10 protein-coding genes and 1 tRNA gene are annotated in these 12,449 nt (G+C 66.4%); 5 read left to right on the plus strand and 6 right to left on the minus strand.

Annotated features, from left to right (window positions below; all coding sequences use genetic code 11):
* Positions 1–413 precede the first annotated feature (413 nt).
* Positions 414–1,049, plus strand: coding sequence for a glutathione S-transferase N-terminal domain-containing protein (locus FHT09_RS06465; RefSeq protein ID WP_024939278.1), 636 nt, complete (start codon positions 414–416; stop codon positions 1,047–1,049).
* 78 nt (positions 1,050–1,127) lie between these two features.
* The gene (locus FHT09_RS06470) at positions 1,128–1,571 is read left to right on the plus strand and encodes a ClpXP protease specificity-enhancing factor (protein ID WP_104537093.1); all 444 of its coding nucleotides are present in this window, start codon (positions 1,128–1,130) and stop codon (positions 1,569–1,571) included.
* A gap of 206 nt (positions 1,572–1,777) precedes the next feature.
* On the opposite strand, the gene FHT09_RS06475 is transcribed toward FHT09_RS06470, so the two are convergent.
* Positions 1,778–2,158 carry a DUF3301 domain-containing protein gene (locus FHT09_RS06475; RefSeq protein WP_047125211.1) on the minus strand — a complete coding sequence of 127 codons (381 nt, stop codon included), beginning with the start codon at positions 2,156–2,158 and terminating at the stop codon, positions 1,778–1,780.
* Positions 2,159–2,470: 312 nt separating this feature from the next.
* On the opposite strand from FHT09_RS06475, the gene FHT09_RS06480 reads away from it, so the two are divergent.
* Positions 2,471–6,865, plus strand: a complete 4,395-nt coding sequence (locus FHT09_RS06480) for a DEAD/DEAH box helicase (RefSeq protein WP_104604833.1) — start codon at positions 2,471–2,473, stop codon at positions 6,863–6,865.
* Here FHT09_RS06480 and FHT09_RS06485 read toward each other — a convergent pair.
* The gene (locus FHT09_RS06485) at positions 6,805–7,425 is read right to left on the minus strand and encodes a DNA-3-methyladenine glycosylase (protein WP_104604831.1); all 621 of its coding nucleotides are present in this window, start codon (positions 7,423–7,425) and stop codon (positions 6,805–6,807) included. The genes FHT09_RS06480 and FHT09_RS06485 overlap by 61 nt on opposite strands.
* 301 nt (positions 7,426–7,726) lie before the next feature.
* Here FHT09_RS06485 and FHT09_RS06490 point away from each other — a divergent pair, with 301 nt between their 5' ends.
* Entirely contained in the window at positions 7,727–9,385 is a 1,659-nt protein-coding gene (locus FHT09_RS06490; RefSeq protein ID WP_184416888.1) for a methyl-accepting chemotaxis protein, read from the plus strand.
* A gap of 11 nt (positions 9,386–9,396) precedes the next feature.
* Positions 9,397–9,906, plus strand: coding sequence for a chemotaxis protein CheW (locus FHT09_RS06495; protein WP_047125215.1), 510 nt, complete (start codon positions 9,397–9,399; stop codon positions 9,904–9,906).
* Positions 9,907–10,125: 219 nt separating this feature from the next.
* On the opposite strand, the gene FHT09_RS06500 is transcribed toward FHT09_RS06495, so the two are convergent.
* The 4 genes from FHT09_RS06500 to FHT09_RS06515 form a co-directional block, all read right to left on the minus strand.
* Positions 10,126–11,205 carry a sensor domain-containing diguanylate cyclase gene (locus FHT09_RS06500; protein WP_104604827.1) on the minus strand — a complete coding sequence of 360 codons (1,080 nt, stop codon included), beginning with the start codon at positions 11,203–11,205 and terminating at the stop codon, positions 10,126–10,128.
* Positions 11,206–11,410: 205 nt separating this feature from the next.
* The gene (locus FHT09_RS06505; protein ID WP_181141221.1) at positions 11,411–11,587 is read right to left on the minus strand and encodes a hypothetical protein; all 177 of its coding nucleotides are present in this window, start codon (positions 11,585–11,587) and stop codon (positions 11,411–11,413) included.
* Positions 11,588–11,759: 172 nt separating this feature from the next.
* A tRNA-Ala gene (locus FHT09_RS06510) sits at positions 11,760–11,835 on the minus strand.
* A gap of 75 nt (positions 11,836–11,910) precedes the next feature.
* A complete protein-coding gene (locus FHT09_RS06515) occupies positions 11,911–12,312 on the minus strand; it encodes an H-NS family nucleoid-associated regulatory protein (protein ID WP_047125217.1) in 402 nt (133 codons plus the stop codon).
* Positions 12,313–12,449: the final 137 nt, after the last annotated feature.

Genomic DNA, 12,449 nt, shown 5'->3' on the forward strand with positions numbered 1-12,449 from the left:
GCACAGAGGCCGGCGAGGTCTGCACTTCAGGCGACGTGCCTGCATCGGGGTGCGACAGACAGTCACCAGAGCCTGTTCGAGATAGCCGATGACGCTGCGGCGCGTGTCAAAACGTCAGCGCCGCGTCAGCCTGTGCACGGAGGCCAAACGGATGCCGTTGCCATGTGTTGGGACTGGCCATTGGGCACCAGCCGTACCCGATATCGTGCACCAGCAATCGTCCGGCTGCGACGCGCGCGTGTGACCCGAAGCTGCATCTCGACGCAACAACCGGTCTGTCCGGGCATCAATCGGCCCTATCACTCTTGGCTTTTGCGTGACGTGATTGCACACTCGAAGGACCGTGGTGACGGTCGGCGTTGGGCCGGCCGCGCCGATGCGGCCGGCGGATTCCGGTCGTCGGAGAGCCTTGAATGGCGACGAGTGTGCGTATGCGGAATACCTTGACTTTGTTTTCGTCCAACGACGACGTGTTGTGCCACCGGGTCCGTCTGGTCCTGGCGGCGAAAGGGGTGACCTACGACCTGGTGCCGGTCGACCCGCAAAACCCCCCGGAAGATCTGATCGATCTCAATCCCTATCATTCGGTTCCGACCCTGGTCGAACGCGACCTGGTGTTGTACGCCGCATCGGTGGTCAGCGAATACCTGGACGAGCGCTACCCGCATCCGCCGTTGATGCCGGTCGATCCACTCTCGCGCGCACGTCTGCGTCTGGCAATGCTGCGGATCGAGCACGACTGGGTGCCGCAGGTGCAGGCCATCCAGCTTGGCAACAAGACCCAGGCCGAGGCCGGCCGCAAGCGTTTGAAAGAACTGCTGACCGCGTCGGTGCCCCTGTTCAAGGCCAGCAAGTTCTTCCTCAATCCGGAAATGAGTCTGGCCGATTGCGCAATGGCGCCGATCATCTGGCGACTGGACGCGTTGGAGATCGGTCTGCCCAAGGATGGCAAGGCGATCGAAGACTACGGCAACCGGATCTTCCGCAATCCCGGCTTCATCCGCAGCCTGACCGATCAGGAAAAGAAACTGCGCGACCTGCCGGGCTGATGCGACGGCTGTATGCCAACAGACCGACGCCCCATCGCGCAGCCGCCGCTGCGGGCCGTGTGCGGGTAAAATGACGTCATGAGCGAAGATTTCCCCCGCATGACCAGCCATCGCCCGTACCTGCTGCGGGCCTTGGTCGAATGGATCAACGACAACGGCATGACGCCGCACGTTCTGGTGGACGCTGGGCTGCCCGGTGTGCAGGTGCCTGCCAGTGCCATCAAGGACGGCCGCGTGGTCCTGAACATCGCCGAGCGCGCGGTGGTCGGGCTGCAGGTCGACAACGACAGCGTGCAGTTCACCGCACGCTTTGGCGGCGTTAGCTATCCGGTGATGGTGCCGATGGCCGCGGTCCTTGCGGTATATGCACGCGAAACCGGGCAGGGCATGGCCTTGCCGGACGATATCCCCGGCACCAGTACCGAGCCGCCGGATCCGGGCGCACCGCCGCCGCCGAGCGCGTCCACGCCTGACGATCCGCCGAGCGCGGGCAAGCGTCCGCATCTGCGCGTGGTCAAGTAACTGCACGAGCGGACGCGTACTGCGCGTCCGTCCGGTGTTGGCGTGCACGTGCGCCGGGTGCACGGCACGTGCATTTTTCCACCACAACAGGCCGTTGCATGTGCTGCATCGGCGAGGTGGATGCGCGGCATCGACGCTGGCCTCCGGTCGCACGGCACTGCATGCAGGTCAGGTGCCTGCAGACGCATACATCGATCCAGTCGCGGTCAGTTCAGGCGCTGATGGTCCGGGCTCAACGGCGTCACCGTGGCCACCTGCGGTCCGGTGAAGGCGATCAATTGATCGCCGCGCAGCACCAGGCGGCCGCTGTGGCGGTCGATGCCATCGTGGGAATACTCGAACCGGAACGTCCGCTCGAAGCCCAGCCAGCCATTGGGCTTGCGGCAGATGCGGATGTTGGTGGAATGCACGCTCTGGTCCAGCCATTGCACATCGGCGGCGCGGCAGGCATTGCGGCCGAGGATATCGGCACGTTCGGCCGCCGCGCGCGAGGAGTTCCAGAACGCGTACAGCGCGGCGCCGGCAATCATGAAGAGAATAAGGCTTGGCATGGCGCCAATGTGCCATGGCCTGCGGCCGATCGACAATCGTCACGCCGGGCCGCAGCGTTGCGTTGATGGCTGGTGAGTGGTGCGCTGATGCGCCGGCCAGCCTCCGCCGCTCGTGCAGCAGCCACTGGCCGTACCGCCAATGGCTGTCACCACGTCGCGCGCGCCCACCGGCGCGCCGGATGCGCCCGGCTTGGCTGCTGTGCAGTCAGGCCGGCAGTCGCTTTAACCATTCACCGCCAATCCCGCGGTTGGCTTGTGTCGGGCGCAGCGCAACCCCATCCACTGGACTTGGCCCCGTTGAATCCATACGCCGCTCCTGGCCTGGCATCGCGGCCTGCGGCATCGCCTATGCATCCTGTCCTGAAGCAGTTCCATCCTGTCGTGGCTGCGTGGTTTGCGCAGACCTTCGCTGCGCCCACACCGGCGCAGATTGCCGCGTGGCCTGCGATCCAGGCCGGACGCCACACGCTGGTGGCCGCGCCGACCGGCTCGGGCAAGACGCTGACTGCGTTCTTCGCGGCCATCGATGGCTTGATCCGCGATGGCCTGGCCAGCGGCGGCATGTTGCCGGACGAAACCCGTGTGGTGTACGTCTCGCCGCTGAAGGCGCTGTCCAACGACATCCACCTCAATCTGGATGCGCCGTTGCAGGGCATCCGCACCGCCCTGGTCGCAAACGGCTTGCCGGACGTTGCGGTGCGCACGGCGGTGCGCACCGGCGACACCCCGCAGCGTGAGCGGGCACAGGCGCGCCGCACGCCGCCGCACATCCTGGTGACCACGCCGGAGTCTCTGTACGTGCTGCTGGGCTCTGCGTCCGGGCGCAACGCGCTGCGGCATGTGCGCACCGTCATCGTTGATGAGATCCATGCGGTGGCAGCGGACAAACGCGGCAGTCATCTGGCGCTGACCCTGGAGCGATTGCAGCGGCTGGCCGAGCGCCCGATCACGCGCGTCGGGCTGTCGGCCACGCAGAAGCCGATCGAGACCGTGGCGCAGTTCCTGGTCGGGGCGGGCGATGCCGGCCGGCCGCCACAGTGCGAGATCGTCGATATCGGCTATACCCGCAGGCGCGATCTGGCACTGGCCCTGCCGCCGACGCCGCTGAGCGTGGTGATGTCCAACGATCAGTGGCTGCAGGTGTATGCCGATGTCGCCACGCTCGCGCAGCAGCACCGCACTACGCTGGTGTTCGTCAACACCCGGCGCATGGCCGAGCGCGCTGCACGCCATCTTGGCGATCTGCTCGGCAAGCAGCGCGTCGCCGCGCACCACGGCAGCCTCTCGCGTGAAACGCGTCTGCTGGCCGAGCAGCGACTCAAGGCCGGCGACCTCACCGTGCTGGTGGCCACCGCATCGCTGGAACTCGGCCTGGATATCGGCGATGTGGACCTGGTCTGCCAGCTCGGTTCGCCACGTTCGATCGCCACCTTCCTGCAGCGTGCCGGACGTTCCGGGCATGCGGTCGGCGGCACGCCGAAGGCGCGCTTGTTTCCGCAGACCCGCGACGAGCTGGTCGAATGCGCCGCGTTGCTGGACAGCGTGCGCCGCGGTGAGCTGGACGCCTTGCGCATTCCGCTGGCGCCGATCGATGTGCTTGCACAACAGATCGTGGCCGAGGCCGCGTGCGAGGACTGGGACGAAGACGCGCTGTTCGCCTTGGTGCGTCGCGCCTGGCCGTTCGCGCAGCTGAGCCGCGCGAGCTTCGATGACGTGGTGCGCATGTTGTGCGACGGCTTCAGCACACGGCTCGGGCCGCGTGCAGGCTACCTGCATCGCGATGCGGTGCATCGGCGCCTGCATGCGCGCCGCGGCGCACGCATGACTGCGCTGACCTCCGGCGGCACCATTCCCGAAACCGGCGACTACAGCGTGGTGCTGGAGCCGCAGGCCGAAAAGATCGGCACGGTGAACGAGGATTTTGCGGTCGAAAGTCTTACCGGCGACGTGTTTCAGCTCGGCAATGCCAGCTACCGCATCCTGCGCGTGGATGCCGGGCGGGTGCGCGTGGAAGACGCCAAGGGCGCGCCGCCGAACATCCCGTTCTGGCTGGGCGAGGCGCCCGGCCGCAGCGACGAATTGTCGGCGGCGGTGTCGCGTCTGCGCGGCGAGATTGCGGCGCGGCTGGACAGCCCGCCCCAGCAGGCCGCCTGCGACTGGCTGCACACCGTGCTGGATCTCTCGGTGGAAGCGGCACGCCAGCTGGTCGATTATCTCGCCCATGCCTGCACCGCGCTGGGCGCGATGCCCACCCAGCAATGCCTGGTGATGGAGCGCTTCTTCGATGCCAGCGGCGGCACCCAGCTGGTGATCCACTCGCCCTACGGCAGCCGCATCAATCGTGCCTGGGGGCTGGCGTTGCGCAAGCGCTTCTGCCGCACCTTCAACTTCGAACTGCAGGCCGCCGCGACCGAGGATGCGATCGTGTTGTCGCTGTCCACCAGTCATAGTTTCGCCCTGGCGGAGGTGGCCCGCTATCTGCACTCGTCATCGGCCGAGCAGGTATTGATCCAGGCCTTGCTGGATGCGCCGCTGTTCGGCGTGCGCTGGCGCTGGAATGCGACCAATGCGATGGCGCTGCCGCGCTTTGCCGGTGGCAACAAGGTCGCGCCGCAACTGCAACGGATGAAATCGGAGGATCTGCTGGCGACCGTGTTCCCCGATCAGGTCGCCTGTGCGGAGAATCTGGTCGGCGAGCGCGAGGTGCCGGACCATCCGTTGGTGGCGCAGACGCTGGAAGACTGCCTGCATCAGTCCATGGACAGCGAGGGCTGGCTGCAGGTGCTGCGCGGGCTGGAGTCGGGGGCGATCACGTTGGTGGCGCGCGATCTGGCGGCACCGTCGCCGCTGGCGGCCGAAGCCTTGAATGCGCGGCCGTATGCATTCCTGGACGACGCACCGCTGGAAGAGCGCCGCACCCAGGCCGTGCAAAGCCGTCGCTACACCCCGCAGAGCAGCGACGACCTGGGGCAGCTCGATCCCGAGGCCATCGCCTCGGTGCGCGAGCAGGCCTGGCCGCAGCCGCGCGATGCCGAAGAAATGCACGAAGCATTGGTCGGGCTCGGCGTGCTTCCCGTCGGCGAAGCGACCGACGCGCAATGGCAGGCCTGGCTGGCTGCGCTCGCAGGCGATGGGCGTGCCAGTTGTCTTGCGTTCGATGGTGTGCCCGCGCTGTGGATCAGTGCCGAGCGCATCGACTGGTTTGCGCCGCTGTATCCGCACGCCGTTGCGCTACCGCCGCTACAGGCGCCGACAGATTGCCGCGTTGCCGACTGGCAGCGCGAGTGGGCCGTGCGCGAGTTGCTGCGCGGTCGCCTGTCTGCAGTCGGTCCGGCGCAGGTGCCGGCCCTGGCCGGCGCGTTGCATTTGCCCGAGTCCGAGATCGTGCTTGCCCTGGCCGCCCTGCAGCGCGAGGGCTATGTCATGGCCGGCCACTTCAGCGCGCAGGCGCCGTCGGAAGAGTGGTGCGAACGCCATCTGTTGGCGCGCATCCATCGCTATACCTTGGGACGGTTGCGCCGCGAGATCGAGCCGGTGGCGCAACGCGATTACGCGCGGTTCCTGTTCGAGTGGCAGCACCTCGACAGCGCCAGCCGGGTGGCAGGGCCGGACGCATTGGCCGGCGTGGTCGGGCAGCTGGAAGGCTTCGAAGCGCCTGCCGTGCTGTGGGAGAGCGAGCTGCTGCCGGCCCGCGTGCGCGATTATCAACCGGCCTGGCTGGACGAGCTGTGCACCGCCGGGCGCAGCGTGTGGGCACGGCTGCGGCCCGGTGGTGGCCGCAGTGGCGCCGCGCTGCGCGGCACACCGATCGTGTTGCTGCCGCGTCGCGAGGCGCAGCGCTGGAGCAGCCTGGCACGCGATGCCGACGACGCGCCATTGGGCTCGCGCGCGCAACGGGTGTCGGAAGTCCTGCAGCAACAAGGCGCCTTGTTCTTCGACGAGATTGCCGATGCGGCCCGCCTGATGAGCACCGAACTGGAAGATGCCCTGAGCGAACTGGTGATGCGCGGGCGCGCGCATTGCGACAGTTATGCCGGGCTGCGCGCACTGCTGGTGCCGGCTTCCAAGCGGCCCTCGGCGCTGTCGCGCCACCGGCGCCGCGCCAGTGCGCTGGGCATTCGCGATGCCGGACGCTGGGCGCCGGTGCGCGCGCTGCCGGAACTGCCGCTGGCCGAAGCCGGCGAGCGCCACCAGGACATGCTCGAACATGTGGCGCACACCCTGTTGCGTCGCTACGGCGTGGTCTGTTGGCGGCTGCTGGAGCGCGAGGCGGCGTGGTTGCCACCGTGGCGCGAATTGCTGCGCATGTATCAACGCCTGGAAGCGCGCGGTGAGATCCGTGGCGGGCGTTTCATCGCCGGGCTGTCCGGCGAGCAGTTTGCGTTGCCGGATGCGATCGCGGCCCTACGCCGCGTGCGTGCGCAAGCCTTGCCGCAGCAGTGGGTGTGCGTGAGTGCGAGCGACCCCAGCAATCTGTTGGGCAGCGTCCTGCCGGGTGAGCGTGTCGCGCGCGTGCCAGGCAATCGCGTGGCATATCTCGATGGCCTGCCGATGGCGGTGTGGGTGGCAGATCGCTTCCAGCCGCTGCAGGAACTGAGCAGCGAGCAGGCCGAGCAGGCCTTGCGCCTGCTGCAACGTGGGCCGGGCGCCGCCGAGCAGACGCCGATGGAGCAATGGCTGGCTCAGTCGCCCGGCAGTACCGCGCGCGTGCCGGCCGCACGCGGAAGCGGGCGTGACAGATAGCGGCTATCGGGAACGACCCAGCGCCATGGCGCATCCATCGCCTTGCGGATTCCGATGCGCGGCGTTGCCAGCGGCTCGGGTGGCGGCGGCAGGCCGTCGTCCTCGATCCACAGGCGTGCGCTTGCGTCGGTCAGGTCCAGCCCGTTGTCCGTCGCGCTCACCCCGAATGCCTGGGCCAGGCGACCGGGACCGGTGGTCAAGGTTCTAAGCGGGGCGGCGTTGCGCGCGGCCTGCATGGAGGCGATCCCGGCCAGCGGTTCGAGCGCACGGATCAGTACGGCGTGCCCGGGCGCACCGCCGCACACCGCGTTGATCGCCCAATGCATGCCGTAGATGAAATACACATACAGATGCCCCGGCGCGCCGAACATCACCTGCGTGCGTGGGGTCATGCCGCGAAACGAATGCGCGGCCGGATCTTCGCTGCCGCAATACGCCTCGACCTCGGTGATGCGGCCGCGGCGTCCGTCTGCGCTGACCAATACCTTGTTGAGCAAGCGCGGCGCGACCTGGCGGGCATCGTGTGCATAGAAGTTGCGTGGGAGCGGCTGTGGCGACATACGCCAAGCCTAACGGCGCAGTCGTGATGTCGCTGCGGACTGAACCGGACAACGGCGAAGCTAAGGGTAGGGATTTTCCGACTGCGAGACCGTACTAGCGCATGACCGGTCACAAAAGCGCATATCCGTCGAGGTGAATACGCGTCCAGGCGGCGTTTGCATCTCAAGCACGTTGTGGCGTCGCCGATAGCCATTAACGATTAGTTAGACAAGCCGCATCGCAGTGTGCGGCACCCGTATCGCGCCACCGGGCGACCCTGCAACGAAGGTTGCGCACGCACCATTTTCAAGAGAACTCCCAATGTTAGGCAACTTCAGAATCGGAACCAGGCTGATCTTGGCGTTCCTGATCGTCTCGGCGATCGGCGCATGCATCGGGTGGGTGGGCTATTCCAACTCCGGTCGCATCAGCGACCTGTCGACTTCGCTTTACGAGCGCGAGCTGCTCGGCTTGTCGAACGTGAAGGAGGCCAATATCAACCTCATCTACATCGGCCGCGCACGCGCCAATCTGTTGTTGGCCAGCAGCGCCGAAGAACGTCAGTCGCATTTGCAGAGCATCGACAAGTACACCGCCAAGGTGGTCGATTACATGACGCGTGCGCGCCCCAGCTTCCAGACCGAAGAGGGCAGGAACAAGCTGGCGCAGTTCGACCGCGCCTGGCAGAAATATCTGGAAGAGCGCGGCCGCTTCCTCGATGCCGCCAACCGTGAAGCCTTGCGTGACGCCAATCCGGAACTGGCCGCGCTGTCACGTGCGGTACGCGCCAGCTCCGATGAAGTCGACAGCCTGATGACCGATCTCAGTGGCCTGCGCGAGCGCAGCGCCGCCTCGGCAAATGCCGAAGCCGGCAGCATCCATGCGCACAGCTCGAGGCTGCTGATCGCCATCATCTGCGGCGGCGTGTTGCTCGGCGCGATTCTTGGCGTGGTGATCAGCCGTAGCGTCACCGGCCCGATCCGCCGCGCAGTGGCGGTGGCCAACGGCCTGTCCGAAGGTGATCTGACCATGCGCATCGACGTGCATGGCCGCGATGAGACCGCTCAGCTGCTGGAGGCGATGCGCACCATGGTGCAGAAGCTGTCGCAGGTGGTGGGCGAGGTCAACACCAGCGCCGAAACGCTGGCCAGCGCGTCGGAAGAAGTCAGCGCCACCGCGCAGTCGTTGTCGCAGGCCGCCAGCGAACAGGCCGCAGGTGTGGAAGAGACCAGCGCCTCGCTGGAACAGATGACCGCATCGATCAGCCAGAACACCGAAAATGCCCGCATCACCGACGGCATGGCTACGCAAGCCGCGAAGGAAACCATCGAAGGCGGCGAGGCCGTGGTCGCCACCACGCAGGCGATGAAACAGATCGCGCACAAGATCGGCATCATCGACGACATCGCGTATCAGACCAATCTGCTCGCGCTCAATGCGGCGATCGAAGCGGCGCGCGCCGGCGAACATGGCAAGGGCTTTGCCGTGGTGGCGGCCGAGGTGCGCAAGCTGGCCGAACGCAGTCAGGTGGCAGCGCAGGAGATCGGCGAGGTGGCCAGTTCCAGCGTCGAACTGGCCGATCGCGCCGGCCGTTTGCTCGATACCATCGTGCCCAGCATCAAGCGCACTTCGGACCTGGTACAGGAAATTTCTGCCGCCTCCGAAGAGCAATCCTCCGGCGTGAGCCAGATCAATTCGGCGGTGGTGCAGCTGAGTCAGACCACCCAGCAGAACGCCAGCGCGTCGGAGGAACTGGCCGCTACCGCCGAGGAAATGAGCGCGCAGGCCGAGCAGCTGCAGCAGAGCATGGCGTTCTTCCGCCTGGGCGGGCAGGGGCCTGCAAGCACGCCGCCCAAGCGTGGCAAGGTGGCTGTTGCACGCCCGGCAGGGGCGCCCGGTCCGCGCGTCTGGCGCAGCCCCGCGACGCCCGCGTACGCGATGTCCGAGGGCCCGGACGAAGGCCAATTCGCCAGCTTCTGAGAGACCGATCGATGACCGCACAGACCCCCGAAGCGATGCCTGGCGACGCCGATGCGGCAGCCCAGTATCTGACCTTCCAGCTGAATGCCGAAACCTTCGCCATCAGCATTCTTGGCATTCGCGAAATCATCCAGTACCGCGCACCCACGCCGGTACCATCGATGCCGGCCTGCGTGCGCGGCGTGATCAATCTGCGCGGCGCGGTGGTGCCGGTGGTGGATCTGCAATCGCGGCTGGGACGCGCCGACAGTGCGATCGGCAAACGCAGTTGCATCGTGATCCTGGCCACCGAGCAGGCACAGGGGCCGCAGGTGATCGGGGTGCTGGTCGATGCGGTCAACGCAGTGATCGAACTGGCCGATCAGGACATCGAAGCGGCGCCTTCGTTCGGCACGCATATCCGCCGCGACCTGCTGCGAGGCATGGGCAAGGTGGGCGAGCGCTTCGTGGTGCTGCTGGACATGGTGCAGGTGCTGCAGGTGGATGAAATCGCCGGCAACACCGATGCCTTGGCGGCCTGAGTCTGGCCAAGCGCAGCTGACAACGCGACGGCCCACCGGCGTGACGGCTGCGCTGCACGCGTCAGCCACTCAAACGCACGCTGCGGGTATGCCGGACATGCTCCGGAAGCGCAACGGCCGCAGCCGTATACAGGCATCGACCGCACTGGCCGAGGCCGGAGATCGCGTCGCTCAACGCCCTGGTGATCGGCCTCGCCAGAGCTGAGCGTGATGCAACATTCAGTCCGGCCGATGCCAGCCATTGAAGCGATGCACGCAGTTGCGTCCATTGCCGATCGCGCCTTGCAAGGCGTGCCGTGCGCGCGCCAGCAGCGTGTTGCTGGCGCGCCAGGCACCGGCCGGCACGTCGACCAACCCTGCGCTGATCGTCAGTGTGCCGGCTGGCCAGCTGGCCGCCTCGATCGCCCTGCGCACAGCCTCGAGCATCTCAACCGCCTCGGTTGCCGTCGCCTTGGGTAGCACGACACACAGCTGATCCCGGCTCAGGCGCGCCACCGTGGCGGCGTCCGGCAACTGCGCTTCGATCATCCTGGCAGCCTGGATTAGCGTTGTATCCGCTGCAGCGGCGCCAGCCTGCAATGTCATCCGTTTGAAGCCATCCAGCTCGATCAGCGCCAGGGCGAGCGATGGCGTGGCGGCGGTGGACGAGCTGTGTGCGAGTGTCTGCAGCGCCTGTTCCAGACCTGCGCGGTTCCACACGCCGGTGAGTTCATCGCGCAGCGCGTCCAGCTCGACCAGCTTGGCCGCACGTTGCAGCTCGATGGTGTCGACGACCTGCCGTGCCAGTGCCTGCAACGCGTCGCGTTCGGCCACCGACAGGCGCCGGGGTGTGCGATCCAGCACACATAGCGTGCCCAGCGCGATCCCATCGGAGGTCAGCAGCGGGGCGCCGGCGTAAAAGCGGATCTGCGGCTCGCCGGTGACCAGCGCATTACCCACGAAGCGCGCATCCAGGTGGGTGTCGCCCACTTCCATCACTTGATCGGGTTCGAGGATCGCATGCGCACAGAACGACAGCTCGCGCGGTGTTTCGCTCGGCGGCATACCCAGCTTCGACTTGAACCACTGGCGCTGCGTGTCGATCAGCGAAATCAAGGCCATCGGCGTACGGCACACCGCCGCTGCGATCGAAGTGAATGCGTCGTAGACCGGCTCCGGCGCGGTGTCCAGCAGTTGGCAGTCATGCAATGCAGCCAAGCGTTCGTCTTCGTTCGCCGGCAACTGCGCCGCAACGGCGGCATCACCCGACAGGAGCGTGGCGTGGAAGAGGTGTAACGCGGACGCGTCAGGATTCTGCATGGCAAGACCACCGAAACAAGGCGCCGTCAGGCGATGGATATGTGTGCGTGGCGACGGTATGTCGCAGCCCTTCGCACGCGTTGGTTGGCGCAGTCCTCATCCACTCCAGCGGATGAGGTCCGTCAACGATCTTGCCACACCGGGCAGGGCAGGTCGGCGCCAGCGATTCCATTCTGATGCGCCGCAAAACCGCCCGCCTGGCAGGTCATTCGCCCCGGCCAGCGTTGCCCTTGGGGCGGCGCGTCTGTTCGTCATGGATCTGCATATCCTCTTGTCCAGGGCGCTGCTTGGCGGCCTCATCCTGTTTGCGATCCTGCCGGCTCTCTGAAACGCCGTGCTGCTTGTCGGCAGCCTTGTCGGGCTGGCTCTGCTTGTTGTTCATGGCTTGCCTCCGGAATGATGATGAAACGGACGTTAGCGCGCGCGATGTGATCCTGGCGGCATGGCGTCCGGGGCACGGGCGCTCCACCGAGCCGACACGCTACCCGATGCAGGGCCCAAAACGGAAAAGCCTCGGAAACATGGCGTTTCCGAGGCTTTCACGGTCGAAACAATGGTGGAGCGGAAGGGGATCGAACCCTCGACCTTCGCGATGCGAACGCGACGCTCTCCCAGCTGAGCTACCGCCCCACGTGCTTGGATTCTAACCACATGTCGCGCGATTCGCCAAGCACACCGGCGGCCTAGGGCGCGATCCTGCGGAACTCACTCGCGGATCAGCGGGAACTTGAGGTCCGGGTTCTTGGCCTTCCATTCCTTGTACGACACCGAGCCTTCCCAGGCGGCGAAGGCCTTGGGGGTGCGGCCGCGGCCGGACCAGGTCTCGCCGGTATGCGGCAGTTCGTACTTCGGCTTGACTTCGCTGCGGCCGCTCTTGACCACGTCCTTGCGTGCCGTGGTGGTGCCCAGGTAAGCGGAAATATCGTTGCGCTGCTTGGTGTTGAAATGGCCGGCAAACTGCTCCAGCAGCGAAACGATGGTGGCATGCGCAGAGGATGCCTCGCTGGCGCGCTCGGTCTTTTCCTGTTCTTCCAGCTTCTGCAGCTCGTCCAGCAGTTTGGCTTTGGCTTGTGCGATGGAATCCAGTTTGGAGGTGGTATTGCTCACAGAGGTATAGCCTCGGAATAGGGAGGTGGAGACGTTGCCCGATGGGCATGCGTCATTATGGCATGTGGCCCGGGGGCGGCCGGTGCGTGTGCGCGTGCCCGCAGGTGCGGTGACCAGGCCTTGTCTGGTCGCGCGTT

Source organism: Xanthomonas sp. CFBP 8152, assembly GCF_014199025.1.
In the GTDB taxonomy this organism is placed as follows: domain Bacteria; phylum Pseudomonadota; class Gammaproteobacteria; order Xanthomonadales; family Xanthomonadaceae; genus Xanthomonas; species Xanthomonas arboricola_B.